The organism is Pseudomonas sp. Pseusp3, from assembly GCF_047304225.1.
Taxonomy (GTDB): Bacteria; Pseudomonadota; Gammaproteobacteria; order Pseudomonadales; family Pseudomonadaceae; genus Aquipseudomonas; species Aquipseudomonas fluorescens_CD.
Map to the genome: position 1 here is coordinate 1 of NZ_JBGLYV010000090.1, position 24,797 is coordinate 24,797.

26 protein-coding genes and 3 tRNA genes are annotated in these 24,797 nt (G+C 60.9%); 5 read left to right on the forward strand and 24 right to left on the reverse strand.

Annotation, left to right across the window (positions count from 1 at the left end; genetic code table 11):
* Positions 1-146 precede the first annotated feature (146 nt).
* The 3 genes from ACCD00_RS23965 to ACCD00_RS23975 all read right to left on the reverse strand — a co-directional run bounded on the left by ACCD00_RS23965 (position 147) and on the right by ACCD00_RS23975 (position 473).
* Positions 147-231: transfer RNA gene (locus tag ACCD00_RS23965), tRNA-Leu, on the reverse strand.
* Positions 232-288: 57 nt separating this feature from the next.
* Positions 289-364: transfer RNA gene (locus ACCD00_RS23970), tRNA-His, on the reverse strand.
* A gap of 32 nt (positions 365-396) precedes the next feature.
* Positions 397-473 (reverse strand) — tRNA-Arg (locus tag ACCD00_RS23975).
* A 274-nt stretch (positions 474-747) separates the two neighbouring features.
* On the opposite strand from ACCD00_RS23975, the gene folD reads away from it, so the two are divergent.
* Both folD and pbpG read left to right on the forward strand, forming a co-directional pair.
* A complete protein-coding gene (gene folD / locus ACCD00_RS23980; RefSeq protein WP_322615469.1) occupies positions 748-1,602 on the forward strand; it encodes a bifunctional methylenetetrahydrofolate dehydrogenase/methenyltetrahydrofolate cyclohydrolase FolD in 855 nt (284 codons plus the stop codon).
* A gap of 236 nt (positions 1,603-1,838) precedes the next feature.
* Entirely contained in the window at positions 1,839-2,777 is a 939-nt protein-coding gene (gene pbpG, locus ACCD00_RS23985; protein WP_413427824.1) for a D-alanyl-D-alanine endopeptidase, read from the forward strand.
* Between the two features lie 56 nt (positions 2,778-2,833).
* On the opposite strand, the gene ACCD00_RS23990 is transcribed toward pbpG, so the two are convergent.
* The 3 genes from ACCD00_RS23990 to ACCD00_RS24000 form a co-directional block, all read right to left on the reverse strand.
* Positions 2,834-3,034, reverse strand: a complete 201-nt coding sequence (locus ACCD00_RS23990) for a hypothetical protein (protein ID WP_413427825.1) — start codon at positions 3,032-3,034, stop codon at positions 2,834-2,836.
* Positions 3,035-3,051: 17 nt separating this feature from the next.
* Positions 3,052-3,258, reverse strand: coding sequence for a DUF6021 family protein (locus ACCD00_RS23995; protein ID WP_413427826.1), 207 nt, complete (start codon positions 3,256-3,258; stop codon positions 3,052-3,054).
* A 94-nt stretch (positions 3,259-3,352) separates the two neighbouring features.
* Complete coding sequence (locus ACCD00_RS24000; protein WP_413427827.1) at positions 3,353-4,087, reverse strand: peptidase C39 family protein; 735 nt, start codon at positions 4,085-4,087, stop codon at positions 3,353-3,355.
* Between the two features lie 179 nt (positions 4,088-4,266).
* Here ACCD00_RS24000 and ACCD00_RS24005 point away from each other — a divergent pair, with 179 nt between their 5' ends.
* The gene (locus ACCD00_RS24005) at positions 4,267-4,434 is read left to right on the forward strand and encodes a hypothetical protein (protein WP_413427828.1); all 168 of its coding nucleotides are present in this window, start codon (positions 4,267-4,269) and stop codon (positions 4,432-4,434) included.
* Positions 4,435-4,513: 79 nt separating this feature from the next.
* On the opposite strand, the gene ACCD00_RS24010 is transcribed toward ACCD00_RS24005, so the two are convergent.
* Together ACCD00_RS24010 and ACCD00_RS24015 are read right to left on the reverse strand one after the other, a co-directional pair.
* The gene (locus ACCD00_RS24010; protein WP_413427829.1) at positions 4,514-5,263 is read right to left on the reverse strand and encodes a TerC family protein; all 750 of its coding nucleotides are present in this window, start codon (positions 5,261-5,263) and stop codon (positions 4,514-4,516) included.
* A 29-nt stretch (positions 5,264-5,292) separates the two neighbouring features.
* Positions 5,293-5,535, reverse strand: a complete 243-nt coding sequence (locus ACCD00_RS24015) for a hypothetical protein (RefSeq protein ID WP_413427830.1) — start codon at positions 5,533-5,535, stop codon at positions 5,293-5,295.
* A 135-nt stretch (positions 5,536-5,670) separates the two neighbouring features.
* Here ACCD00_RS24015 and nhaR point away from each other — a divergent pair, with 135 nt between their 5' ends.
* A complete protein-coding gene (gene nhaR / locus ACCD00_RS24020) occupies positions 5,671-6,570 on the forward strand; it encodes a transcriptional activator NhaR (RefSeq protein WP_413427831.1) in 900 nt (299 codons plus the stop codon).
* A gap of 5 nt (positions 6,571-6,575) precedes the next feature.
* On the opposite strand, the gene ACCD00_RS24025 is transcribed toward nhaR, so the two are convergent.
* Positions 6,576-7,730 carry an MFS transporter gene (locus tag ACCD00_RS24025; protein ID WP_413427832.1) on the reverse strand — a complete coding sequence of 385 codons (1,155 nt, stop codon included), beginning with the start codon at positions 7,728-7,730 and terminating at the stop codon, positions 6,576-6,578.
* 304 nt (positions 7,731-8,034) lie between these two features.
* On the opposite strand from ACCD00_RS24025, the gene sstT reads away from it, so the two are divergent.
* The gene (sstT, locus tag ACCD00_RS24030) at positions 8,035-9,267 is read left to right on the forward strand and encodes a serine/threonine transporter SstT (protein ID WP_413427833.1); all 1,233 of its coding nucleotides are present in this window, start codon (positions 8,035-8,037) and stop codon (positions 9,265-9,267) included.
* 186 nt (positions 9,268-9,453) lie between these two features.
* Here the strand turns inward: sstT and ACCD00_RS24035 are convergent, their stop codons facing one another.
* From ACCD00_RS24035 to ACCD00_RS24105, 15 genes are all read right to left on the reverse strand, one after another.
* Positions 9,454-9,963 carry a DUF1993 domain-containing protein gene (locus tag ACCD00_RS24035; protein ID WP_413427834.1) on the reverse strand — a complete coding sequence of 170 codons (510 nt, stop codon included), beginning with the start codon at positions 9,961-9,963 and terminating at the stop codon, positions 9,454-9,456.
* 192 nt (positions 9,964-10,155) lie between these two features.
* Complete coding sequence (locus ACCD00_RS24040; RefSeq protein ID WP_413427835.1) at positions 10,156-11,031, reverse strand: SDR family oxidoreductase; 876 nt, start codon at positions 11,029-11,031, stop codon at positions 10,156-10,158.
* Between the two features lie 162 nt (positions 11,032-11,193).
* On the reverse strand, positions 11,194-12,342 hold the full coding sequence (locus tag ACCD00_RS24045) for an acetyl-CoA C-acetyltransferase (protein ID WP_413427836.1): 1,149 nt from the start codon (positions 12,340-12,342) through the stop codon (positions 11,194-11,196).
* A 24-nt stretch (positions 12,343-12,366) separates the two neighbouring features.
* A complete protein-coding gene (locus ACCD00_RS24050) occupies positions 12,367-13,443 on the reverse strand; it encodes an acyl-CoA dehydrogenase family protein (RefSeq protein ID WP_413427837.1) in 1,077 nt (358 codons plus the stop codon).
* Positions 13,444-13,453: 10 nt separating this feature from the next.
* The gene (locus ACCD00_RS24055) at positions 13,454-14,620 is read right to left on the reverse strand and encodes an acyl-CoA dehydrogenase family protein (protein ID WP_413427847.1); all 1,167 of its coding nucleotides are present in this window, start codon (positions 14,618-14,620) and stop codon (positions 13,454-13,456) included.
* A gap of 10 nt (positions 14,621-14,630) precedes the next feature.
* Positions 14,631-15,386 carry an enoyl-CoA hydratase family protein gene (locus tag ACCD00_RS24060; RefSeq protein WP_413427838.1) on the reverse strand — a complete coding sequence of 252 codons (756 nt, stop codon included), beginning with the start codon at positions 15,384-15,386 and terminating at the stop codon, positions 14,631-14,633.
* 12 nt (positions 15,387-15,398) lie between these two features.
* A complete protein-coding gene (locus ACCD00_RS24065) occupies positions 15,399-16,466 on the reverse strand; it encodes an NAD(P)H-dependent flavin oxidoreductase (RefSeq protein ID WP_413427839.1) in 1,068 nt (355 codons plus the stop codon).
* A gap of 2 nt (positions 16,467-16,468) precedes the next feature.
* Positions 16,469-17,341: an enoyl-CoA hydratase gene (locus tag ACCD00_RS24070; RefSeq protein WP_413427840.1), complete on the reverse strand. Its 873-nt coding sequence runs from the start codon at positions 17,339-17,341 to the stop codon at positions 16,469-16,471.
* Positions 17,342-17,364: 23 nt separating this feature from the next.
* Positions 17,365-18,153: a CoA-transferase subunit beta gene (locus tag ACCD00_RS24075; protein WP_413427841.1), complete on the reverse strand. Its 789-nt coding sequence runs from the start codon at positions 18,151-18,153 to the stop codon at positions 17,365-17,367.
* 12 nt (positions 18,154-18,165) lie between these two features.
* Positions 18,166-19,047: a CoA transferase subunit A gene (locus ACCD00_RS24080; protein WP_413427842.1), complete on the reverse strand. Its 882-nt coding sequence runs from the start codon at positions 19,045-19,047 to the stop codon at positions 18,166-18,168.
* A gap of 11 nt (positions 19,048-19,058) precedes the next feature.
* Positions 19,059-19,955 carry a VOC family protein gene (locus ACCD00_RS24085; RefSeq protein WP_413427843.1) on the reverse strand — a complete coding sequence of 299 codons (897 nt, stop codon included), beginning with the start codon at positions 19,953-19,955 and terminating at the stop codon, positions 19,059-19,061.
* 461 nt (positions 19,956-20,416) lie between these two features.
* The gene (locus ACCD00_RS24090) at positions 20,417-20,656 is read right to left on the reverse strand and encodes a hypothetical protein (protein WP_413427844.1); all 240 of its coding nucleotides are present in this window, start codon (positions 20,654-20,656) and stop codon (positions 20,417-20,419) included.
* 338 nt (positions 20,657-20,994) lie between these two features.
* Positions 20,995-21,354 carry a DUF6124 family protein gene (locus ACCD00_RS24095; protein WP_413427845.1) on the reverse strand — a complete coding sequence of 120 codons (360 nt, stop codon included), beginning with the start codon at positions 21,352-21,354 and terminating at the stop codon, positions 20,995-20,997.
* A gap of 708 nt (positions 21,355-22,062) precedes the next feature.
* Positions 22,063-23,184, reverse strand: coding sequence for an LLM class flavin-dependent oxidoreductase (locus ACCD00_RS24100; protein WP_096510012.1), 1,122 nt, complete (start codon positions 23,182-23,184; stop codon positions 22,063-22,065).
* A 123-nt stretch (positions 23,185-23,307) separates the two neighbouring features.
* Entirely contained in the window at positions 23,308-24,492 is a 1,185-nt protein-coding gene (locus ACCD00_RS24105; protein ID WP_413427846.1) for a flavin-dependent monooxygenase, read from the reverse strand.
* Between the last annotated feature and the right edge of the window lie 305 nt (positions 24,493-24,797).

Here is a 24,797-nt window from a genome sequence, read left to right on the forward strand (position 1 = left end):
GACGATGGGGATCGAACCCACGACAACGGGAGTCACAATCCCGTGCTCTACCAACTGAGCTACGCCCACCATATTGCCTGTTAAAGAAGCCAAACAACTTCTTTATGAAGCTCCAGCCAGGCCAACAACCTGAGTGAAGCTTTATTTGGTGCGGATGAAGAGACTCGAACTCTTACGCCTCGCGGCGCTGGAACCTAAATCCAGTGTGTCTACCAATTCCACCACATCCGCGGATGAAGCCTTTTAAAGCAAAGGCGCCAGACTGTTAATCTGGCGCCTTTCGAAATATGGGGTGGACGATGGGGATCGAACCCACGACAACGGGAGTCACAATCCCGTGCTCTACCAACTGAGCTACGCCCACCATATTGCGCTACTTGTGCCAAAGCTGCCTAATGGCGCACCCGGCAGGACTCGAACCTGCGACCATCCGCTTAGAAGGCGGATGCTCTATCCAGCTGAGCTACGGGCGCCTTGTTAGCTGTAACCTTGGAGGACTACAAACTAAGTGCTTTCCAGTCTCGCAGAACCGTAATTCCGCTCAACCTTCCTAACCAGTGCTAGGCTGTGCCCGACAAGTGCGACGAATAGTATAGAGCCCCCCGAAGGTCGTCAAATCCTTTTTAAAAAAAATTCATTTAATTAAAGGAGTTAGGGGAATTTGCAGACCAAGCGCCTTTGCCCTCACCGCATGACATGCGAGAATGCGTTCTCTTTTTTTCCCCTCTCGATGGTTAATCACGCGCAATGACTGCACAACTAATCGACGGCAAATCGATCGCCGCCAGCCTGCGCCAGCAGATCGCCCAACGTGTCACCGAGCGTCGCCAGCAAGGCCTGCGCACGCCCGGCCTTGCGGTGATCCTGGTCGGCAGCGATCCTGCCTCTCAGGTTTATGTCTCGCACAAGCGTAAAGACTGTGAAGAGGTCGGCTTTCTATCCCAAGCTTATGACCTGCCTTCCGAAACCACTCAAGAAGCGCTGACCGAGCTGATCGATCGCCTGAACGACGATCCTGCAATCGACGGCGTTCTGCTTCAGCTTCCGCTTCCCGAACACCTGGACGCCTCCCGGCTGCTGGAGCGCATTCGTCCGGATAAAGACGTCGACGGGTTCCATCCTTATAACGTCGGTCGCCTGGCCCAACGTATCCCGTTGCTGCGCCCATGCACCCCCAAAGGCATCATGACCCTGCTGGAAAGCACCGGTGCCGATCTCTACGGGATGAATGCCGTGGTTGTCGGCGCGTCCAATATCGTTGGCCGCCCGATGGCGATGGAATTGCTGCTGGCCGGCTGCACCGTGACGGTCACCCACCGCTTTACCAAGGACCTGGCCGGTCATGTCGGCCGTGCGGACCTGGTCGTTGTCGCCGCCGGCAAGCCGGGCCTGGTCAAGGGCGAATGGATCAAGGAAGGCGCGATCGTGATCGATGTCGGCATCAACCGTCAGGACGACGGCAAACTGGTCGGTGACGTGATCTATGAAACCGCCCTGCCCCGCGCCGGCTGGATCACCCCGGTACCCGGTGGCGTTGGCCCGATGACCCGCGCCTGCCTGCTGGAAAACACCCTGTACGCCGCTGAAACCCTGCACGGCTAAGCTTCAACGCGCACGCTCACAGCGAGTCAAGGAACCCCGCCACTGGCGGGGTTTTTTTGGCCTGTGAAAAACCCTCGACCGCCCGCCGGAAAATGACTTTTTTTTCATGTTTCTCAGGACTTTCGCCTGTTACTTGAACAACCATCGACAGTTATTCAGCCATACTCCAGAATGTCGCGCTTTTACGAAATAGCCCGTTACAGAACGGCTTATCAACACTTTACGAGTCTGCCAGCGTGAAAATCCGTCTTTCCATCCTGAGCCTATTTTTTGCAGTTACAGGGACTTTCATCACGCCTGTTGCCAGCGCTGGCGACACCACGGCTGCACCTCGAGATACCGCACATCTCAAGATCGCCTCCGGCAGCGCCCTACTCATGGATCTACAGACCAATAAAGTCATCTACGCCAGCAATCCTGACGTGGTCGTTCCGATCGCGTCGGTCAGCAAGCTGATGACGGGCCTGGTGGTGGTTGAAGCCCGCCAGAACATGGACGAATACATCAATATCAACATCAGCGACACGCCAGAAATGAAAGGTGTGTTCTCCAGGGTCAAGCTCAACAGCGAAATGCCGCGCCGGGAAATGCTGCTGATTGCATTGATGTCTTCGGAAAACCGCGCCGCCGCCAGTCTGGCGCACCACTATCCGGGTGGCTACGCCGCGTTCATTGCCGCGATGAATGCCAAGGCCAGGGCGCTGGGCATGACCAACACGCACTTCGTCGAGCCGACCGGTCTCTCGCCGCGCAACGTATCCACCGCCCGCGACCTGAGCAAACTGCTGGTCGCCGCACACAAGTATCCGTTGCTGACCGAATTGAGTACCACCAAGGAAAAAACCGTATCGTTCCGTAAACCCAACTACAGCCTGGGCTTTCGCAACACCGACCATTTGATCGGCAAGCCGAACTGGAACATCGAGTTGACGAAAACCGGCTTCACCAACGAAGCAGGCCACTGCCTGGTACTGGTGACGCACATGGGCAACCGCCCGGTTACGCTGGTGATCCTCGACGCCTACGGCAAATACACCCACTTTGCCGATGCCACGCGCATCCGCAACTGGGTTGAAACCGGCAAGGGCGCGACCGTGCCGTCGGTTGCCTTGCAATACAAATCGGATAAAAACCTCAAGCACCGCCAAAGCGGTGTGGTTGAAGCCTCGAAGTAACAAAGCGGCAACCCACGAAAAGCCCCGATCATTCGGGGCTTTTTTTCGCCTGACACTTAATCGTTGGGCAACGGCATCTGGTCGTCATCCGGAATGCCATCACCGGTACTCGGATCCCGCCACCCCTTCGGCGTCGTTGGCCGCGCCAGAGGATCCCTCAACGGGCTGTCGGGATCCATCACCGGGTCGGTGCTATTTTCGGGAGTTGTGGGGACAGTTTCCGGACGTTTGTCGTCGAAACTGGAATCAGTGGACATACGCACCTCCATTGGACCTAAGGCTTCAGATTACCCAGTGGATCATAGGGCTTTGCCGGAGCCTTGGGATTGTCACCCGGTTTCACGTCCCTCGGTGCCTTGGCAGGCCCGATGGGGTCGACCTGTGGATCGGCAAGGTCCGGGGAATCGGGGTCGAAACCCAGCTCATTGCCAGACGAATGTTCGGACGAGTGCGGATCGTCGGGCGTTGTGGAATGAGCCATCGGTGCCTCCTGATCTCGGCCCGGATAATGTTGCGGGCCCATAAGAATTGGAGGCTGGCGACGAGCGAAGGTGCCCGCCGGGTGACAAACGGACTTAGTGCGCGGCCAAGGCTTTTTTCGCCTTGGCGGCGGCCTGCTCCTGACCGGCCTGAGCCAGATCGTTGGCAGCCTTGAGCCAGCGTTGCTGATCGACCTGAGCCGGGATCTGTGTCGGATTCTGGATAAGCACGGCCCAACCGCCGGCGCCCTTGAACGCCGACTCGAAGGAGCTGAAGCTCATCAGTTCGCGGCGATCCATCCCGGCCCGCAACAGCACCGTCTGCTTCTGGCGGTTGTAGCCGGCCAGAATGGCGTAACGCGGCTCGGCCCACATGGCCGAGCCTTCAGTAAAGCGCACCATCACCGGATAACCGGCGGCGACTTGCGTCAACAAGGCCGCAAGGTTGCTGTCGAGGGGATAAACGAGCATCCCGTACTCGCGCGCCAGGTTCTGCATATTCTGTTGCAACTGAGCTTCACCACCTGGCAAATGCAAGGGTTTTTCGAGCAAACCCGGGGTGATCACGATGCCCTGCTGGGACAGCATGCTGGCCAACACCTGCGGCCCGCTTTGATACGCATCGCCGCGGTAAAATCGGCCGCTGAGCTCGACTCGCTCCGGCAATCGCTTGATCTCGGGCGCAACGCTCCCGGCACAGCCCGCCAGACCCGCCACGCAACCGGCTATCAGCATGGCCGACAAAATTCGAGAAAATACCCGCACCATCATCTCTCTCTTGTTCAGGTTCAGACGCCAGGCAATCCGATTCCCGGCTTGGTCGTCGATCATAGGTCGCCGCGCCGCTTCGGTATAGCTTTAAACGGCAGTCGAGTGCATTCGATAGAGCGAACTGGTTGATGACTGCCGACTTTCGGTCAATAGCCTGAAATACAGCAGCGGCTAGACTGTTTTCTGAAGGGACGACAGCGAAGCGTGTGTGCCCGCAGCAGGGCAAAGAGGAGGCACAGATGAGCCTGGCCATGATCATTGCGATGTTGATTTGCAGCTGGCTGGCGGTAGCCGCCGCCATGCTGTGGGGCGTGCTGCGCATTACTCGCCGCCACCATCACCCGGTTCAACCCGCACCTGCGCCCAAAGCGCACGAGACGCAGCGCAAACACGCCAACGCTCACTGACAAACACGCTTACCCGACACCAATAAAAACGGCCGCCTGCACTCCCGGGAGTTCAGGCGGCCGTATCTTTCAGCGACGGTCAGGCCTCAGCGGCTAAACGCTTCGCTCTGGCCCGGCGGGACATCATGTTCAACACCTCGATCGAAGCCGAGAATGCCATGGCCGCATAGACGTAGCCTTTCGGTACGTGGGCGCCGAAGCCTTCGGCGATCAGCGTCATGCCGATCATGATCAGGAAGCCCAGGGCCAGCATCACCACCGTCGGGTTGTCGTTGATGAATTTGGCCAGCGGATCAGCCGCCAACAACATCACCAACACCGACACCACCACCGCGATAACCATGATCGGCAAATGCTCGGTCATGCCGACAGCGGTAATGATGCTGTCGATGGAAAACACCATGTCCAGCATCAGGATCTGACCGATCGCCGCAGCAAAGCCCAGGGTCACCGTCGAGGTCGCCGATTTCGGATCTTCCGGGGCCGGGTCCATGCTGTGATGGATCTCGGTGGTCGCCTTCCACAACAGGAACAGGCCACCGGCGATCAGGATCATGTCTTTCCAGGAGAACGCGTGGCCGAGAATCTCGATCACCGGCGCGGTCAACTGAACGATGAACGCGATGGTGCTCAGCAAGCCCAGACGCAGGATCAACGCCATGCCGATACCGATGCGTCGTGCCCTCTGACGATTGTGCAAGGGCAGCTTGTTGGTCAGGATCGAGATAAAGATCAGGTTATCGATGCCGAGCACGATTTCCATCACGATCAGGGTGGCCAGGGCGACCCAGGCGGTGGGGCTGGCGGCAAGTTGTAAAAGGTAGTCCATGGGTCAGTCCTGACTCGTTGTAATACGGTTTAGATTTCCTGGGAGGAAGATTCGGTTTTTTCCGATTCTTGTTCCGCTGATTCTTTTTTACTGATCAACCCGCTGGTGGCGTCACTGAGCGCCTGCTCGGCGGCCTTGTGGGTATCGTCAATTGCCTGTTTGGCGCTTTCGGCGGCCTTGCCCATCAACTGCTGCGCGCTTTTCTCGGCCTGGTCGCAACCGGCCAGTACCAGTAAAGACGTGATCAACAGTGCCGTGGTTTTCAGCTTCATGATGCTTTCCTCGATAGAACAAACGGGACCTGAACGATGGCCCGTTGATAGCGATGCATTCTAGGGAAGTGAATACTTCAGGAAAATTCGTATTTTCAGCGGTTATACTTCGATTTTTACGAACTGTAGATCATCATGCTCAACTATCGGCAATTGCATTACTTCTGGGTGGTGGCCAAGACCGGCAGCATCGTGCGCGCCTGCGAGCAACTGAACCTCACGCCACAAACCATCAGCGGGCAGATTTCATTGCTGGAACAGACCTTTGGCATTGAATTGTTCCGGCGCGTCGGGCGGCAACTCGAACTGACCGAGGCCGGACGCCAGGCACTGCCCTACGCCGAGCAAATGTTTCAGCTGGGTGGCGAGCTGGAACTGATGCTGCGGGCACAACCCAATGAACAGCAGATTCTGTTTCGCGTCGGCGTGGCCGACGTGGTGCCCAAATCCATCGTCTACCGCCTGATCGCACCGACCATGGAGTTGAGCGAACCGCTGCGCATCACCTGCCGCGAAGACAAGCTTGAACGTTTGTTGGCCGACCTGGCGATCCAGCGCCTGGACCTGGTGATTTCCGACAGCCCGATGCCGTCGCACCTGGACATCAAGGGCTACAGCCAGAAACTCGGTGAATGCGGGATCAGCTTCTTCGCCACCCCTGAGCTGGCGGCACGTTACGGCCGGGACTTCCCGCGCAACCTGCACGGTGCGCCACTGCTGATTCCCGGCCCGGAAACCGTGGTGCGCAGCCGTTTGCAGCGCTGGTTCGCCGAGCAGCAGGTCCAGCCGCAGATTATCGGCGAGTTCGACGACAGCGCCCTGATGCAGGCCTTCGGCCAATCCGGCAGCGGGATCTTCATCGGCCCGAGCGTGATTGCCGATGAAGTGCAACGCCAATATGGCGTGGAGGTGATCGGCCAGACCGACGCCGTGAGCGAGTCGTTCTATGCCATCTCAGTGGAACGCAAGGTCAGGCACCCCGGCATTGTTGCCATTACCGAAGGTGCCCGACGCGAACTGTTTACCGCGATTTAAAACGATCAGGCGCAGACTTCCCGGGGCTTGAACGTCATCAGCGCAATGGCCAACAGGATCGAGGCGAGGATAAAAGCCGCCGCGGCGAAACCCAGACCTTGCAGGCCGACGCTGTCGATCACCCGGCCGCCGATCATCGCGCCCAGGCCGATCCCGAGGTTGGCCCCGGCGATGTTCAGCGACGCGGCAAACGCCGGCGCCTCGGGCGCAGCTTTCATCAGGCGCACATGGCTGACCAGGAACAACGCTGCCTGGGTCACGCCCCAGATGCCCATCGCCGCCGCCAGACCGAGCGGCGAATGAATGTTCGGCACCAGCGCCACCAAGCCGGCAATCATGAACGCGCAGAACATCATCGACGCCATCAGCGGATGACGATCCACCGCCCTGCCGCCCAGGGAGTTGCCGATCAGCCCGACCGCGCCGAAGCCCATCAGGCACCAGCCGACCACCGTGCCATTGAAACCGGCCAGGCGTTCGAGGATGTCGGCCAGGTAGGTGTAGGCGGTGAACATACCGCTGAACACCACCACCGACAGCAGCACGTGACCGAGCATCAGCGGGCTGCGCAGGATCTTGAACTGCGACAGCAGGCTCACCTGATGCTGGTGCAGATGGGTCTTGGGCAGGTAGATAAACAGCAGCAACGCCTTGGCAAAAGCGATGACCGCCAGAATGGCAAAGGCACTGCGCCAGCCGAACGCATCGGAAATCAGCGTGCCCACCGGAATGCCGAACACCGTGGCGCAAACGATGCCGAAGCCGATCTTGGCGATGGCGCGACCGGCGTAATCCGGCCCGACGATGTCCACCGCCGTTTCACTGGCCAGCGCCCAGAACACCGGCAGCCCCAGCGCCGGGATCAACCGGGCAAACGCCATCACCCAGATGTTCGGCGCCAGCGCCGCCAGTGTGTTGGCCAGGCCAAACATGATCAGCACCGAAATGAACAGCTTGCGGCGCTCGAAGCGGGCGAAGTACGCCGTCAGGAACGGCCCGAACGCGGCCACGGTGAAGGCGAACAGCGTCACCAGCAAACCCGCTTGCGGGATGCTGACGTCCAGGTCGCGGGCGATGGCCGGTAGCAGGCCAACGATGATGAATTCCGTGGTCAGCACCGTGAAACCGGCGGCAGACAACAGAAGAATGGGCAACAGCATGCAGAACTCCAGAAAAAACGACGACACCAGCGATGACCCGAAGGCCCACTGGCAGACATGAAAATGAGGATGGCGAATCTTAACAGAGTGTTTCCAAACGCGGTTGCACGAACCTGCCTATCTCGTTGAATGCCATGGTGGCAGTTCGTCACAGGTCTGAAAGATCGTGCCTGCCCGTGATAAAGTCCGCGCCCTTGAAAACGTACACCCAGTATTCCCTTTTCGGTTTCCTGCCTGCGGCCTGCCCTGTTCGTTGCTGCACACCTGCGAAACCCTGCACCTAAAAAATCAGAGATGCCGTTTTATGACCGCTTCATCCCCTTCCCTATTGCAACGCCTGAAACGCTTGAGCCTGGTCACGCAGATCCTGATCGGCCTGATCGCCGGTATTGCCCTGGCCCTGTTTGCCCCCGACGTGGCCAGGTCCACGGCATTCATCGGCAAAGTGTTTGTCTCTGCGCTGAAAGCGGTCGCACCGATCCTGGTGTTTGTGCTGGTCATGGCGTCGATTGCCAACCATAAACACGGTCAGGAAACCCACATCCGACCGATTCTGTTCTTGTATCTGCTGGGTACTTTCGCCGCCGCCGTCGTCGCGGTGGTTGTCAGCATGATGTTCCCGTCGAGCCTGGCACTGTCGACCCAGGACGTTGCCGTGACTGCACCGGGCGGGATTGGCGAAGTGCTGCAAAGCCTGTTGCTCAGCGTGGTGGATAATCCGGTCAGCGCACTGATGAACGCCAATTTCATCGGCATTCTGGCGTGGGCCATCGGCATGGGCATTGCCATCCGCCATGCCGGCGACACCACCCGTGAAGTGCTCGGTGACTTGTCCAACGGCGTGACGGTGATCGTGCGTCTGGTGATCAGCTTCGCCCCGCTGGGCATCTTTGGCCTGGTGGCCTCGACGCTCGCCATCTCCGGCTTCGGCGCCCTGATCGGCTACGCGCACCTGCTGGCCGTGCTGCTGGGCTGCATGTTGTTCGTGGCGCTGGTGATGAACCCGATCATTGTCTTCTGGAAACTGCGCCGCAACCCGTACCCGCTGGTCCTGACCTGCCTGCGCGAGAGCGGCATCACCGCGTTCTTCACCCGCAGCTCGGCGGCGAACATTCCGGTCAACCTGGAGTTGAGCAAGCGACTGGGCCTGCATGAAGACACCTATTCGGTGTCGATCCCGCTGGGCGCGACCATCAACATGGCCGGTGCGGCGATCACCATTACCGTGCTGACCCTGGCAGCCGTGCATACCCTGGGCATCGCCGTGGACATCCCGACCGCGATCCTGCTGAGTGTCGTTGCAGCGATCTGCGCCTGCGGTGCTTCGGGTGTGGCCGGTGGGTCGCTATTGCTGATTCCGCTGGCGTGTAGCCTGTTCGGCATTCCGAGCGAAATCGCCATGCAGGTGGTGGCGGTCGGTTTCATCATCGGCGTGTTGCAGGATTCGGCCGAAACTGCACTGAACTCGTCTACCGATGTGCTGTTCACCGCGGCGGCCTGCCTGGGCGAAGAGCAAAAAGCCGAGCGCCTGGCCTGACACATCTCCCTGTGGGAGCGGGCTTGCTCGCGAAAGCGGTTTATCAGTCGATGTTGATGTTGAAACTGACAGCCTCTTCGCGAGCAAGCCCGCTCCCACAGGTCCAGCGGAGTACCTGAAAAATGATCAGTAACGAAAAGCCCGCCAAGGCGCGAACCTTGGCGGGCTTTTTTGTACCTGGACGGTTTAGAACGCGCCCATGTAGTCGCGCTTGCCCACTTCCACGCCGTTGTGGCGCAGCAGTGCGTAAGTGGTGGTGACATGGAAGAAGAACTGCGGCAGGCCGTAGGTCAGCAGGTAGGCCTGACCGGTGAAGCGTTTCTCTTTAGGCGTGCCCGGACGGGTGACGATCTCGATGCCTTCCTTGCCGTTGATCTGCTCCGGCTCGATCGAGCCGATGAAGGCCAGTGCCTTGGCAATCAACGCTTGCAGTTCGGCGAAGGTGGTTTCGCTGTCGTCGTACTTCGGCAACTCGACCTCAGCCAGACGACCGCTAACGCCCTTGCTGAAATCAACGGCGATCTGCACCTGACGCACCAGCGGGAACATGTCCGGGAACAGGCGCGCCTGCAGGAGTGCGTTAGGGTCGATGTTTTTTTCGGTGGCATGAGCCTCGGCCTTTTTCAGTACATCGCTCAGGGCGTTGAGCATTTGCTGGAAAACAGGCACGGAAGCGTCGTACAGGGAAATGGTCATGGCAGGTCTCATCTGGAGGGAACATGGGTCATCTGTAGGAGCGAGCTTGCTCGCGATGGACGTTAACGATAACGCGCCCAGTCTGAATAAACGCGTTGCGCTGGAGTCCATCGCGAGCAAGCTCGCTCCTACAGGTGATCGCTATCAGGGGCCGATTATAGCCATGCACGGGCCTTTCGAGACCGGTCTTTTTCAGCTGCCGTAAACTTTGGCCGCCGGAACGGCCTGAGCCACCAGCTGTGCGACGGCTTCGCCCATCTCGCCGACCGCCCAGCGGCCCTGGCGATCCAGTTGCGGACCACGGCGCCAGCCATCGGCGATCGACAACTTGCCGCCCTCGACTTCGAACATCTGCCCGGTCACCTCGGCGGAAGCCTCGGAGCCGAGCCACACCACCAGCGGCGCAACATTTTCCGGGGCGAAGTAATCGAAGCCCTCTTCAGGCTTTTTCATGGTGTCGGCGAACACTTGCTCGGTCATGCCGGTGCGCGCGGCCGGCGCCAGGGCATTGGCGGTGATCCCGTAGCGGCGCAGTTCAGCCGCCTGCACCAGCGTCAGCGAAGCAATACCACCCTTGGCCGCCGCGTAGTTGGACTGGCCGATGGAGCCCTGCAAACCCGCGCCGGAACTGGTGTTGATGATCCGCGCATCGACCCTGGCGCCGCCCTTGGCCTGCTCTCGCCAGTACTTCACGGCGTGGCTGGAAATGCAGAAGTGGCCCTTCAGGTGCACCGCCACTACGGCATCCCAGTCGGCTTCGCTGAGGCTGGCGAACATGCGGTCGCGGCAGATGCCGGCGTTGTTGACCACCACGTTCAGGTCGCCGAAGGTTTCGATGGCCTGACGCACGATCAGCCCCGCCGAGTCATAGCGGGTGATGTCGTCGCTGTTGGCCACGGCACTGCCGCCCTGCCCGAGGATTTCGCCGACCACGGCGAGCGCCGCGTCGCGGTTGATGTCGTTGACCACCACTTTCGCGCCTTCAGCGGCGAAGGCCAGTGCGTAGGCCCGGCCCAGACCACCGCCGGCACCGGTGATGATGACGACACGGTTTTCACAGATTTTCATGTTCTACATCCTTCAAATTCATCACTGGTCGACACAATCTTCTGTAGGAGCGAGCCTGCTCGCGATGGACTCAAGAACGACGCGGTTATCCAGATACCCCGCGTATTCGTTAACGACCATCGCGAGCCGGCTCGCTCCTACAGGATCGGTGTGCATCCTGGTTTACAAACGTTCGATGATCGTCACGTTGGCCTGACCGCCGCCTTCACACATGGTCTGCAGGCCGAAGCGACCGCCGCTGCGCTCCAGCTCATGCAGCAGGCTGCACATCAAGCGGGTACCGGTGGCGCCGAGCGGATGGCCGAGAGCAATCGCGCCGCCGTTGACGTTGGTCTGTTCGTGCGGATAGCCGGTCTCTTTCAACCAGGCCATGGCCACCGAAGCGAAGGCCTCGTTGATCTCGACGCGATCGATGTCTTCGAGCTTCATGCCGGCGCGCTTGAGCGCGTAAGCCGTGGCCGGGATCGGCGCGGTGAGCATCCAGATCGGGTCTTCGGCGCGCACGCTCAGGTGATGAATACGCGCACGGGGTGTCAGGCCGTAACGCTTGAGCGCCGCCTCCGAGGCGATCAGCATCGCGCTGGCCGCGTCGCAGGTCTGGCTGGATACCGCAGCAGTTACCCGGTCACAGCCGAACAGAAATTCCAGCTCGGCCATTTTTTCCAGGCTGGTCTGGCGCGGGGTTTCGTCGTGCAACACACCGGCCAACGGCACGATCTCGCGGTTGAAGCGGCCCTGCTCGATGGCCTGCAAGGCACGTCGATGGGACTCAAGCGAATAGGCTTCAAGCTGCGCCCGGGACAGGTCCCATTTTTCCGCGATCATCTGCGCCGAACGGAACTGGGTCGGTGGTTGCGCGCCGTAGCGCCGCACCCAGCCCTCGGAACCGCTGAACGGATCGCTGAAACCCAAGGGTTCGGCGGCGATCATGGCCGAGGAAATCGGGATCTGGGTCATGGTCTGCACGCCACCGGCCACCACCACATCCTGAGTGCCGCTCATCACCGCCTGGGCGGCGAAGTGCACCGCTTGCTGGGACGAACCGCACTGGCGATCGATTGTGGCACCCGGCACCGATTGCGACAGGCCGGCGGCCAGCCAACTGGTGCGGGCGATGTCACCGGCCAGCGGGCCGATGGTGTCGACACAGCCGAAGATCACGTCGTCGTAATCCTCGTCGGGAATGTCATTGCGCTCGACCAGCGCGCGCAATACGTGGGCGCCCAGGTCGGCAGCGTGAATCTGGCTCAGACCACCCTTGCGCCGCCCGGTGGGCGTACGCAGGGCGTCGACAATATAGGCTTCAGGCATGGTTTACCTCGGAATCAGTTGAAGTCAGGCACATTCGCCAATGCCCGTCAGTAGGAGCGCCGCATTACCTGTGGGAGCGCCATCGAACAGGGACGAGCGAATCCGCCCCTTGTGCAGGCCGCGATCGCCCCAGACCTTGTCCAGCGCCCAGGCGCGTTTCATGAACAGGTGCAAGTCGACTTCCCAGGTGTACCCCATGGCGCCATGGGCCTGGATGGTGTTCTTCGCGGCGAGCAAGGCCGCTTCCGCCGTGGCCAGCTTGGCGTGGGACACCAGCACGTCCTGCCCCGCTTGCTGCTCGGCCAGCGCATAAGCGGCGCGGTACAGCGGGCCTTTGGCGAACTCGATCTGCACCGCGACGTTGGCCATCAGATGCTTGACTGCCTGGAACGAGCCGACCGGTTTGCCGAACTGTTTGCGCTCGAAGGTGTAGTCCACCGCCAGGTCGACCATGCGCTTGGCCAACCCCAGCAATTGCGCGGCACTGGCGAGGGCGCCACGGTTGAAGGCGGCCGCCCACAAACGCCGGCCTTGCTCACCACTTGCGACGCAGGTGGCGGGCGTTGGCGTCCACTCGACCTGGAACAACTGACGGCTCGGGTCGACCGACTCGTTGCGGGTCAGGCGCACGGCATCGCGCTCCAGCGCATGTACTTCGTCACCATTGGCCAACAACAGCAGATCGGCAACATGGGCATCACTGACCAGCGGGTTACCGGGCTCGCCGACCGCCAGCCGCGCATTGCCCTCAGCGACCCGCGACAACCAGTATTGCTTGAGCGTTGCCTGTTGCCCGTCGAGGGCAGCGAGCAACGGCACGCCGACCAGCATGGTGTCCACCAGCGGCTCGGGCAGGCCGGCGTAACCGCATTCCTGGGCAATCAGCACGAAATCCAGCTCATTCATGCCCATGCCGTCCTGCGCCTCGGGCACGGTCAGCGCGGTCAGGCCCAGCTCGACCAATTGGGCCCACAGGCGCTCGCTGCGCCCGCTGTCGCTGAGCCACAGTTCGCGAATGCGTTCCGGGGTGACTTCGTTGATCAGGAAGCTGCGGACGTTGTCCTGAAACAGCAGTTGGTCGCGGCTGAAACTAAAGTCCATGGTCTATTCCTCAGGCACGCGGCATGCCGAGCATGCGTTCGGCGATGATGTTGCGCTGGATCTCGTTGGTGCCGGCGTAGATCGGCCCGGCCTGGGCAAACAGGAAACCTTCCAGCCAATGGCCGACGTCACCGGCGGCCGGGGCTTGGGGCAGCAGCTCGCCGCGCAATCCGAGAATGCTCATGGCGGTGTCGTGCATGCGCTGGTCAAGTTCGGACCAGAAGATCTTGTTGGTCGACGATTCCGGCCCGATCTTGCCGCCCTGCACCAGTTGCGAAGCGGTCATGTAGGTGCCCAGGGTGTAGGCCTCGGCATCGAGCCAGGCACGCATCACCGCCTCGCCGATGGCCGGGTCGCGGTCGGCCTGCTCACGGTTGGCCAGGTACAACTGCACCAGACGCCTGGCGGTTTCCTGGAAGCGCGCCGGTGAGCGCAGCAGCAAACCGCGTTCGAAACCGGCGGTGGACATCGCCACGTGCCAGCCCATGCCTTCGCCACCGAGGGCGTTTTCCAGCGGCACCTTGACGTCGTCGAAGAAGATCTCGGCGAAGCCCGGCAGGCCGTTGAGTTGCGGAATCGGGCGCACGGTGATGCCTGGCGTATTCAGTGGCAGCAGGATGAACGTCAGCCCGTTATGGCGCTGGGACTGCGGGTCGGTACGGAAAATACCGAACGCCCAATCGGCCCATACCGCGCGGGTCGACCAGGTTTTCTGGCCGTTGATCACGTAGTGGTCGCCAACCCGTTCAGCCTTGGAGCGGATCGCCGCCATATCGGAGCCGGCACCCGGTTCGGACCAGGCCTGGGCCCAGATGTCTTCACCGGTGGCCATGCGCGGCAGAAAGCGTGCCTTTTGTTCTTCGCTGCCGTACTCCATCAGGGTCGGGCCGAGCAGGAAGATGCCGTTCTGGTTGACCCGTGCCGGCGCCCCGGAACGGTAGTATTCCTCTTCGAAAATCAGCCACTCGATCAGGTCGCAGCCGCGCCCGCCGAGTTCGGTCGGCCAGGTGACCATGCCCCATCGGCCTTCGTTGAGTTTTGCTTCCCAGGCACGGTGTTCGGCAAAGCCCTGTTCGGTGTCGAACGATTGCAGCGGTTCACTCGGTACATTGGCCGCCAGCCAGGTCCGCGCCTCGGCGCGAAAGGCCTGCTGGGCCGGGGTATAGGTCAGGTCCATGAATATGCCTTCAGCCGTTGAATCGGGCATCGCGTTTCTCGACGAACGAGTCGCGTGCTTCCTGAGAGTCCAGTGAGCGGTAGGCTTCGAGGGTGAAGCCCTGCTCCCAGCGGTATTTGTCTTCCAGATTGCCGTCTTCGATGCCGGTCAGCGCTTCCTTGGCCAGGCTGATCATGCCGGGGCTCTTGGCGGCGATGGTGCGGGCAATCTGCAACGCGGCTTCACGCAGGTCTTCGCGCTTGACCACCCGTTCCACCGCGCCCAGGCGGTAAGCCTCGGCGGCGTCGATGGCCTCGCCGGTGAAATACATGTGGCGGACCTTCTGCACCGGGAACAGCCGCTGCAAATGCGCGCCGCCGCCCATGGCCCCGCGATCCACTTCCGGCACGCCGAAGGTGGCGCACTCGGCAGCGACAATGATGTCGGCGGCACCGCAAATGCCGATGCCGCCACCCAGCACGAAGCCGTGCACGGCGACGATCACCGGTTTCGGGTTACGGTGGATGGCCTTGAAGCTGTCGTAGTTGCCCTTGTTCACCGCGACGATCAGGTTGCCGTCGGCGGCCAGTTCCTTGATGTCGACCCCGGCGCAGAAGCCGCGACCTTCGGCACGGATCACGATCACCCGCACGTCGCTGTGGCGGCCCAGGCCCTCGATTTCGCTGGCGATATCGGCCCAGCCCTGGCAGTTGAAGGCGTTGACCGGTGGCCGGTTGAAGACCAGTTCGGCAATGCCGTTATCGATGCTGACGCTAAATGGTTTCATGCCTTTTTTCCTTCACGACACACGGCGGCACAGCTCGCCCAGGCGCGCTTCGGCGTCGCGGACGATCTGTTCAATCAATTGGGCGCAGCTGGGCAAGCTGTCGATGGATGCGGCGATCTGCCCGGCGGGCAATACGCCCGCGGCCGGTTGCCCGTCGACCATGGCTTTCTGGATCACCATCGGCGCGTTGGCGGCCATGATGCTTTGCGCGGCGGTCAGCTCCCCGGCACCGCGCATCTTCAAGGCACTGCCGAGCAACTGAGTCAGGCTCATGCCGGTGTGACGGCGGTAAGCCAGGCCACTGCGCAACGCCAGCAACAGGCGCTTGAGACCGCCGCTGTTTTCCAGCTGGTTGAGCAATTCGTTGCGGATCATCCGTTGCGGCATGCCGTCGATGGCACGGCTGATGATGATCGCCGCCGGGTCCTTTACTGCCAGGTAACGCGCCAGCGTTTCCTGGGGCACCGGGCTGTCGGCGCACATCAGAAAACGCGTGCCCATGGCGATGCCCTCGGCACCATAGGCCAGGGCCGAGACCAGGCCCTTGCCGTCCTTGAAACCGCCGGCTGCCACCACGGGCACCGACACGGCGTTGACCACCTGATCCAGCAGCATCGAGGTCGGCACGGAACCGGTGTGCCCACCGCCCTCGCCGCCTTGCACAGTCACCGCATCGGCACCCATTTCCACGGCTTTCTGTGCATGCTTGAGCGCACCCACCGTGGGAATGCACACCACGCCGGCATCCTTCAGGCGACTGATCATTTGCTTGCCGGGCGAACGGCTGTAGCTCACCGCCCGGACCTTGTGGCGCAACACCAGCTCGACGATCTCGCCGGCATTGGCCTGGTACATGTGAAAATTCACGCCGAACGGCTGATCGGTCAGGCGCCGGGTCTCGATAATCGCTGCTTCCATCTGCTGCGGTTCGATGGTCGCCCCGGCGAGAAAACCGAAGCCACCGGCATTGCCGGTGGCCGCCACCAGTTTCGGGTCGGCGACCCAGCCCATGGCGGTCTGGATGATCGGATAACGGCAACCGAGCAGTTCGGTCAATCGGGTATTCAACGAGATCGCCATGCTCACGCCCCGCCCGCTTTGCGTTGCGAACTGGCCATGGCCTTGGCGTCGTAGCCGCCGAGACGGTCGCCGGACACCAGTTCATTGTGGGCGTGGGCGAAGTGATGCAAGCCGAACACCATGTCCATGGTCGCGCGCTTGCCCATCAAGTCTTCGGCGTTGTTCACCGCCTGCTTGCTCAATTGCAGGCCCAGGCGCGGCATCTGTGCGATGCGCCCGGCGATGTCGAGGGTCTGTTGTTCCAGCTCGTCGCGAGGGACCACCCGATTGAGCATGCCCATCTGATAGGCCCGTGGCGCCGGCATGCGCTCGCCGAGAAAGAGAAATTCCTTGGCGATGCGCGGGTTCAATTCATGCACGTGGGCGAAATACTCGACCCCGGGAATGCCCATGCGCACCACCGGGTCGGCGAAGTAGGCATCCTCGCTGGCGACGATCAGGTCGCAGACCCAGGCCAGCATCAGTCCACCAGCAATGCACGCTCCCTGGACCATGGCAATGGTCGGCTTGGGCATCTCGCGCCAGCGCCGGCACATGCCCAGATAGACCTCCTGCTCGCGGGCATAGAGAAACTCGCCGCCCGGTTTGTTCACATGGTCGTACCACAGGCTGGCGCGGTCGAAGGTCTTGTCGACGTCGCGGCCCGGGGTGCCGATGTCATGCCCGGCGGAGAAATGCTTGCCGGCGCCGCGCAACACGATGACTTTCACTTCATCGTCATCGCAGGCCCGGCGAAACGCCGCGTCCAGCGCGTAAGTCATCTGCGAGTTCTGCGCGTTGTGGTACTCGGGGCGGTTCATGGTGACCAGGGCCACCGCGCCTTGCACTTCGTAAAGCACCACGTCGGCCTGGTTGTTATCGTTATCTTCAGCCATCACTTTTCTCCGCAACGCGTTGCTCAGCGTTGGCCTGGCGGGTTGTCTTTAAGTTGCAGGGCGCGCAGGTTGTGCGGGTCCAGACGCTGGATCAGTTGCAACTGCTCGGCAGTCGGTGCGGCGGTGGTCGGGCAGTCGTCCGGTACGTGCAACTCGAAGCCGGTGTTGTCCTGGACTTGCGCCGCGGTCACGCCGGGGTGCAGCGAACGGATGCGCATCTGCCGCTGCGGGCCCTGGAAATCCAGGACGCAGAGGTCGGTGATGATCAGGCGGATATCGATGTCGTCCAGCTTCCAGCCTCGCGCCAGGCGGGCCGGGTTGTAGCCGACCGAGGCGACCATATCGACCTCGCCTTCGACGAACACCCGACGGTTGTGGCTCGGCACGCAAAACGAGTTGGCGTGGCTGATCGAGTTGCCGGGGAAACCCCGTACGCCGAGCATCTGCGCCTTGGGTTTGGCGTAGTCGCCGATGCAGGAAATGTTCGCCTGGCCGAAGCGGTCGATCTGGGTCGGGCCGACCAGCGCATGGCGCTTGCCACCCCAGACGTTGTCGAAAATTCGCGAGAAGCCCATCCAGCTGTCGCGCTTGGGCTCGTAGCCGTTGCGTGCGCCCAATGGCACTGGCTCGGCGACCATGTAGGCTTCGGAGTCGGTCATCAGCAGTTGCGGATTGCTGGTCAGCATGGCCAGCGAGGCGGCCAGACGCGGGATCACACCGATGCCGGTGGCCAACACTTCGCCGTCTTCGCGCCAGGCTTCAGAGGCCGCGCAGATCATCAGTTCGGCGAGGCTGTAAGTAGTAGTGCTCATCGGAAGGTTCCCTTAGAAAATCGGCAACGGCAGTTCACGGATCGCAGCCAGGCCGCCGACCTTTTCCAGATACTGTTCGTGGGTGCAGTCGACGTAGTCGCGCACGTAGCCCTGCCAGCCATCGGCCGCCTGGGCCGTGGCGTTGTAGGCCTTGAAGTGCGCGACGTCGAAACCGTACAGCGGCGCGCAGGACGACGGGTGCGCCCCACCCGGCACGTGGGCCACGGCGGTGGTCAGGTTGCGTTCCCAGAACACTTGATGTGCGTGGGTGCTGTCCTGATGGAAATACTCGCTGTCGACCAGCTCATCGCAGGTCACGTAGCTGTGGGTCGCGGCGCGCACGAACAGGTCGTCCATGTAATGATCCGGGCCGCTGATCTGGCACACGCCGCGTTTGTCGGCACGGTCGACGTGGACCAGCGCCGCGTCGAGCTTGAGCGCCGGCATCGCCACCCAGTCCTTGCCATCGGCATAGGGCGAGGCGATCAACTTGATCTGGCGGTTGTGGCGCAGCACATCGGTGCCCAGGCCCACGGCGGTAGGAATGAACGGCACGTTCATCGCCGCCGCCCGCAGACCGAGCAACAGCATGCCTTCGTCGATCTCCATCACTTCCAGCGCCGCTTCCTGTCGCGCCTTGCGGAAGTACGGCTCGAGCGGAATGAAATCCAGGGAGACAAAGGCGAACACCAGTTTCCTGATCTTGCCGGCGGCACAGAGCATGCCGACATCGGCACCGCCGTAGGCGACCACGGTCAGGTCCTTGAGGTCCGAGCGCAGAATCTCGCGCACCAGCGCCATCGGCTTGCGCCGCGGGCCCCAGCCACCGATACCGATGGTCATGCCGTCACGCAGTTGGCCGACGATCTCGGCGGTGGTCATTTGCTTGTCCATCGTCATGTTCCTCATTGGCGACCGACACTGAAGTCGTGGCCCCAGTGGCTGACCACGGTGCTTTCAAACGGTGTGTGGCGATCCCAGTCGACCACCAGGCCGTCGCAGCCGTACTCCAGGTCAAACCCGGACGGGGTCTTGATGTAGAAAGAAATCATCTGGTCATTGGTGTGCTGGCCGAGGGTGGCCGACAGCTTCACGCCGTTGGCGTGGACGCGGTCCAGGGCGCGACCGACTTCGTCCAGCGCGTTGACCTCGACCATCATGTGCACGCAACCGTGGGGCATCGGGCACTCGAAAATTGCCAGCGAGTGGTGCCGGCCGTTGTTGCAGTGCAGGAAGTGAATACGCTTTTGCGGTTCGGCCGGGTCCGGGGTGAAGCGCACTTTCATCAGGTCCGACAGGCCGAAACCGAGTACCTGCTCGTAGAAGTCGCGGCAGCGCTCGAAGGCCGGCGCTGGCAGTACCACATGGCCCATGCCCAATTCGTTGGTGACGAAACCCTTGACGCCCACCGGCGAAACGAAACGGGCGAAGTCCTGCAACGGGCCCCAGAACAACTCGTGGCGATTGCCGTCCGGGTCGCTGAAGCGCACCAACTCCTGGACCTTGCGCAGTTCGGCCTCGGCGGCGGTGCCACGGGTCACCTGCACGTCGGCTTGCTGCAACTCGCTGACCGCCTGTTCCAGCGCCGCTTTGCCAGCCACTTCCCAGCCGCAGGCACCGAAGCCGTTCCCGACACTTTTCTGCACCAGGATGCGGTAGTGGCGCTCGTCCATTTTCAGGTACAGGTGCTCGTCGTCATCGCTGCCGATGACCATCATGCCCAGCACCTGGCTTGCGTAGTGGCGCCATTGCGCCAGGTCGCTGGATAACAGGGTGACGTAACCCAGACCGCGGATATCCATGGATGCACTCCTCGTTTTTCTCAGGCGGTGCCGCCCTTCGGCGACTGCCGGGGGAGACTTTATGTAGGGCCTATTCAAACGGGTTCGGCGAGGGGCAACATCGTCCAATGGGACTAGCGGATTTGATGGCTGGGGGCATCAAAAATAACTTGTGGGAGCGAGCCTGCTCGCGATGGACGACCAGACACCACGGGGCATCAGACAGCCCGCGTCATCGTTGACGACCATCGCGAGCAAGCTCGCTCCTACAGGGGTGGTGTTACGGGCAAAAAAACGGGCCAGAAAGGCCCGCTTGAGAAAGATATGAAACCTACCTTCTTTTACATTTTTCAAGTTCGTTTTGGTTTTTCAACGTCGTTTTTATACCTAGCCGGTACTTGCAGTACTGGATGACCAACTGCCGCTCCGTATCACTTAGCTCACTCAATTTTTTGTCATCTGATTCGTACGCAAAAATATTTTCAAACTTCATCTGAATTGTCGGACTTTTCTTGATGAAAAATACTTTTTCCGGGTATGCGTCTTCCATCTTTTCGTAAAAGCCGATGTAGAGGAAAGCGAAGAGAGCGATCGGGAAAATCAAAAGCAGCGGTTTCATAATGAAGGTGGTTGCAATAGTTTGGTTTTGGTTCGAAGGTCTTTTGATTGAAACCTATACCTTGACGTTCCCGGTCCAGCCGACGAATAAGGCGCATCCACATACACCATCCTCCTTGATAACGACGCGTGCCAACAACGTTGATAGACGTCGGTTTCCTTGTTGAGGACGGCAGAATAAACGGCCTCTAGACCACTCAGTCAAGGCGCAGAATTCCCTGTAGGAATAGTCGCCGTCTCTGATTTTTTTGATCTTGATTATGGGTTATTCCGAATTCGTACAGCTGTGTCTGATCCGTCTACTCTGGTGACGGGACCTTGCCGCAGAACCTGTGGGAGCGGGCTTGCTCGCGAAGGCGGTGTGTCAGGCAATATAAATGGTGAATGTGCCGGCCTCTTCGCGAGCAAGCCCGCTCCCACAGGGGGCGGTGGTGTTGCGGGTTTATGCGGGCGATTCGATTTGATCGAGCACGCGGTTCGCGGTGATCTCCGCCAGCATGACGCTGTTGGAGATACCCAGCAGGGCATTGCGGTCACCGCCCTCCAGATGATCCACCAGTTGATGCACCATCACATCCACCGAGGCCAGCGTCTCGACCAGATAGACCACCAGGGTTTCGGTCGTGGCCTCAGGGTCGACACTAAACAGCGTGCTGATTGTTCGAGGAGTGGCTTTGATGTCGGCTGTCGAGGGGAAGTGGTAAGCGAGGGCACGCTCGGCGGCCTCGTTGAGTTTTTTGGAATCGGGTTCGTGCGGGGATGCCGGATCGGTGTCCGGGGGATTGGGTGTGACTTTGAACATATCTCAGGTTCCTAATGATGCGCCAACCTCCTGCTGCTAAACGAAGAGGGTGGCAGCTGCACGCAGGTTAGCAGACCGGGGAACCTAAGAAGCCGGCGCGCCCAAGGGCGCCCTGCGTACAGCCACCATCAAAATACAGGCACAAAACCTGACTGATAGAAGCGTCGTACGACTTAGGTTATACCCGAGCTGCTAAACCCGATCACTGATGGGCAGTGACGCGAATCAAGTTACCGAGGGGGTCCAAGGCGCACAAGCCGGCGGATTCTGGCGTAGCTGTAGGCAGCGACGCAAGGTGTTGTAGCTTTCATCAAGTAACACTGACAGCCGTTAAACAGGCTCCGTTTAAAGGCCAAATCGGTGATGGGAACAACCACAAAACCTGTGGGAGCGGGCTTGCTCGCGAAGGCGGTGGGTCAGGCAACATAAATGGTGAATGTGCCGGCCTCTTCGCGAGCAAGCCCGCTCCCACAGGGGATTGGTGCAGGCATAAAAAAACGGGCCTTGGGGACCCGTTGGAAAGTTGGCCTGACGTCCGTGCCAGGCCTGAAAAAATGAAGCACTGGGGTATGACTCTGAACCTGTGGGAGCGGGCTTGCTCGCGAAGGCGGTGGGTCAGGCAACATAAATGGTGAATGTGCCGACCTCTTCGCGAGCAAGCCCGCTCCCACAAGGGTGATGCGGTGTTCACGCCATTAGCGTCAACCTTCAACCCTTGCGGAAGTGCGGAATCACCTTCTCGCCAATGTTCTTCAGGGTCTCCAGCTGCGCCCACTGCGGCACGGTGCCCATCTGGCAGATGAACAGGATTTCGTCGGCGCCGGCATCGATAAGGCGCTGCACGTAGCCGATGCAATCCTCGACGGTGCCGTAGGCGTGGTTGGGGTTCATCATCGCCATGGTCGGGTCGGAGAAGTCGACGCTGACTTCTTCGGAGGCGAAGCGCGACTTGATCACGCTCTGGCCGTTGCCATCGACGAAGGTATCGTCCTTCCACTTCTCAGGGTCCGGACGCTCGCCACCGCCGTACCAGTAGCCCAGGGATTCCATGAAGTAGCGCTGGCCACGGATACCGATGCGGCGCGCCTCTTCGTTGTCCTCCAGCACGATGGCCGGGCACAGGGCGGCGATGTGACGGTTAGGACGGAAGCCCACTTGCTTCTTCTCATCGCGGTTGTCGTAGGCCGTGTGATACACCTCGACCTTTTTGGCGATTTCTTCCGGGCCACCGAAACCGAGCACCAGAGCGCCCATGCCGCGACCGCCGGCATTTTTCAGCGACTCGGTGTTGGTGCATGCCAGGTACATTGGCGGGTGCGGATCCTGATACGGCTTTGGATGGATCGGACGCTTGGGGATCTGCACGAAGTCGCCGTTGTGCTCGATCTCGTCCTGCACGAACATTTTCGGGATCAGGTACATCATCTCGTCGATCTGCGGCTGCAAGGTCGCCAGGTCGTAGCCGAAGGTCCCGGCTTCCTGCTGGGTGCCGCCCTTGCCCACGCCAAAGTGCACACGGCCCTTGGACAGCAGGTCGAGGGTGGCGATGCGCTCGGCGACTTTCACCGGATGGTTCATCGCCGGTGGCAGGCAGACCACGCCGTGACCGATACCGATACGCTCGGTTTTACCCGCCACGAAGGCCAGCATGGTTTCCGGCGCGGACATGTGCGAGTAGTTGCTCAGCGCGGTGTGCTCCACGCACCAGAACGTGTCGAAGCCAAGCTTGTCGGCCAGCACCGCCTGCTCAACGGTGTCCTGGAAAATCTTGCGGTCGCCTTCGCGGCTGGAGTCCACCGTCTGGGCTTCGTAAATCAGGGAAAATTTCATGGTTGATCCTTGTGCTTATTTGGATGCGCAGTCGGCGCCAGAGACCTGTGCCTTGCGCCCATGCTCGGGTATTGGCAGGGCGCTCGAATCACGCAAACGGACTAGCTGATTCAGCAGAAACCATCAGAGGAAAAAGTCATTGCTGTCCTGCCCCATGCTCACGCCGCCGAGGTTCCACGCATACTTGGCCGGACTGTTGGCGACGTGGGCGCGCCCGGTGTGAATGTCGCGGAAGGCACGGTTGATCGGGTGGCTGCGGAAGATCGTCGAAGCACCGCTGTTGAACATCAGATCGCCAACGGCCTTGGCGCACTTGTCGGCCACCAGTGCCGAGTCGTAACGCATCTTCACCCGCTCGGGCATGCTCAACGGCTCGCCCTTCTGCGCACGCTCCAGCATCAGGGCGAAATTGCGCAGCAGCACGGTCTTGCACTCGTCGACGCAGACCATGGCGTTGGCCAGCGCCGATTGCGCGGCCGGGTCCTGGACCATTTTGCGACCGTCGTTGACCCCGACCCGAGCGCGGTTGTGCTCGACAAACTGATCCACCGCGCCTTGCAGGGCACCGATAGCGGACGACGAAACCGCACGCACGAAAATCTGCCCGAATGGCAGACGAAACAGCGGCGCAGTGTTCACTGCGTTGCCCGGACTGTTCTGCATGAAACCGTCGAGGGCGCGATGGGTGCGGTACTCGGGAACGTAGGCGTTTTCCACCAGGATGTCATGGGACCCTGTGGCTTCCAGGCCCATGACGTTCCAGTTGTCGAGAATCTGGTAGTCGCTGCGCGGCACCAGGAACGTCCGGTAATCCGGCGCCCCGCCCGCCTCTGCCGGCGGCACCAGCGCACCGAGGAACGCCCAGTCGCAATGCTTGCTGCCGGAAGAGAAACCCCAGCGCCCGCTCAACTTGAAGCCACCTTCAACCCGCTCGACCTTGCCCACCGGCATATAGGAAGACGAGATCAACACGCTGGAGTCGCTACCCCAGACATCCTGGGCCGCGCGGTCGTCAAACAGCGCCAGCTGCCAGTTGTGGATCGCCACCACCCCCAGCACCCAGGCCGACGACATGCAGCCCTCGGCGAGGGTCATCTGTACGTCGAAGAAATCCTTGGGTTCCAGCTCGTAGCCTTCCCAGCGGGCCGGCTGCAGGATGCGAAAGAACCCGGCGTCCTGGAAATCCTTCAGGGTTTCTTCGGGCAACTGGCCGGCTTGCGCGGCATTCAGGGCGCGCTCACGCAGGATCGGCACCAGCTCGCGGGCACGTTGGCTCAGACGCTGGCGAATCAGGTCTTGGTTGAGCATTTTTATTGTTCTCCTTTGTTCACCCCATCCGCCGGGGCGCGCGTGCAACGGGGCGGGTGTAGCGCCCCTACACTGGCATTCAAGCAATGCATGACCGGGCGGACATCCCTCAAACGGACCATGTGGTTTTGGGGGAACAGGTATCGGGTACATCTGAAAGGGGGGTGTTGGATGGCAGACGGTGTGGGGTTTTTAGGGTGTACATATCCGTTTCTGCGGTAACGGCGGCTTAGGGTTCCGCCCTTACGGCGGGTTACTTGGAAGAGCGGAGCGCCGCCCGGCCCCAAGTAACCAAGGGCTCTTGC

Bases quoted from the DNA above. Each gene is read 5' to 3' on its own strand.
- ACCD00_RS23995 (WP_413427826.1), bottom strand. From the start codon at position 3,258: ATGGCTCATTCCACAACGCCCGACGATCCGCACTCGTCCGAACATTCG.
- ACCD00_RS24000 (WP_413427827.1), bottom strand. From the start codon at position 4,087: ATGATCGACGACCAAGCCGGGAATCGGATTGCCTGGCGTCTGAACCTG.
- ACCD00_RS24040 (WP_413427835.1), bottom strand. From the start codon at position 11,031: ATGAAAATCTGTGAAAACCGTGTCGTCATCATCACCGGTGCCGGCGGT.
- ACCD00_RS24065 (WP_413427839.1), bottom strand. From the start codon at position 16,466: ATGGCGATCTCGTTGAATACCCGATTGACCGAACTGCTCGGTTGCCGT.
- folD (WP_322615469.1), top strand. From the start codon at position 748: ATGACTGCACAACTAATCGACGGCAAATCGATCGCCGCCAGCCTGCGC.
- ACCD00_RS24045 (WP_413427836.1), bottom strand. From the start codon at position 12,342: ATGCCTGAAGCCTATATTGTCGACGCCCTGCGTACGCCCACCGGGCGG.
- nhaR (WP_413427831.1), top strand. From the start codon at position 5,671: ATGCTCAACTATCGGCAATTGCATTACTTCTGGGTGGTGGCCAAGACC.
- ACCD00_RS24090 (WP_413427844.1), bottom strand. From the start codon at position 20,656: ATGTGGATGCGCCTTATTCGTCGGCTGGACCGGGAACGTCAAGGTATA.
- ACCD00_RS24005 (WP_413427828.1), top strand. From the start codon at position 4,267: ATGAGCCTGGCCATGATCATTGCGATGTTGATTTGCAGCTGGCTGGCG.
- ACCD00_RS23990 (WP_413427825.1), bottom strand. From the start codon at position 3,034: ATGTCCACTGATTCCAGTTTCGACGACAAACGTCCGGAAACTGTCCCC.
- ACCD00_RS24095 (WP_413427845.1), bottom strand. From the start codon at position 21,354: ATGTTCAAAGTCACACCCAATCCCCCGGACACCGATCCGGCATCCCCG.
- ACCD00_RS24070 (WP_413427840.1), bottom strand. From the start codon at position 17,341: ATGGCTGAAGATAACGATAACAACCAGGCCGACGTGGTGCTTTACGAA.
- ACCD00_RS24085 (WP_413427843.1), bottom strand. From the start codon at position 19,955: ATGGATATCCGCGGTCTGGGTTACGTCACCCTGTTATCCAGCGACCTG.
- ACCD00_RS24080 (WP_413427842.1), bottom strand. From the start codon at position 19,047: ATGGACAAGCAAATGACCACCGCCGAGATCGTCGGCCAACTGCGTGAC.
- ACCD00_RS24105 (WP_413427846.1), bottom strand. From the start codon at position 24,492: ATGCTCAACCAAGACCTGATTCGCCAGCGTCTGAGCCAACGTGCCCGC.
- ACCD00_RS24075 (WP_413427841.1), bottom strand. From the start codon at position 18,153: ATGAGCACTACTACTTACAGCCTCGCCGAACTGATGATCTGCGCGGCC.
- ACCD00_RS24050 (WP_413427837.1), bottom strand. From the start codon at position 13,443: ATGGACTTTAGTTTCAGCCGCGACCAACTGCTGTTTCAGGACAACGTC.
- ACCD00_RS24015 (WP_413427830.1), bottom strand. From the start codon at position 5,535: ATGAAGCTGAAAACCACGGCACTGTTGATCACGTCTTTACTGGTACTG.
- ACCD00_RS24035 (WP_413427834.1), bottom strand. From the start codon at position 9,963: ATGACCATTTCCCTGTACGACGCTTCCGTGCCTGTTTTCCAGCAAATG.
- ACCD00_RS24100 (WP_096510012.1), bottom strand. From the start codon at position 23,184: ATGAAATTTTCCCTGATTTACGAAGCCCAGACGGTGGACTCCAGCCGC.
- ACCD00_RS24060 (WP_413427838.1), bottom strand. From the start codon at position 15,386: ATGAAACCATTTAGCGTCAGCATCGATAACGGCATTGCCGAACTGGTC.
- ACCD00_RS24025 (WP_413427832.1), bottom strand. From the start codon at position 7,730: ATGCTGTTGCCCATTCTTCTGTTGTCTGCCGCCGGTTTCACGGTGCTG.
- ACCD00_RS24055 (WP_413427847.1), bottom strand. From the start codon at position 14,620: ATGGACCTGACCTATACCCCGGCCCAGCAGGCCTTTCGCGCCGAGGCG.
- sstT (WP_413427833.1), top strand. From the start codon at position 8,035: ATGACCGCTTCATCCCCTTCCCTATTGCAACGCCTGAAACGCTTGAGC.
- ACCD00_RS24010 (WP_413427829.1), bottom strand. From the start codon at position 5,263: ATGGACTACCTTTTACAACTTGCCGCCAGCCCCACCGCCTGGGTCGCC.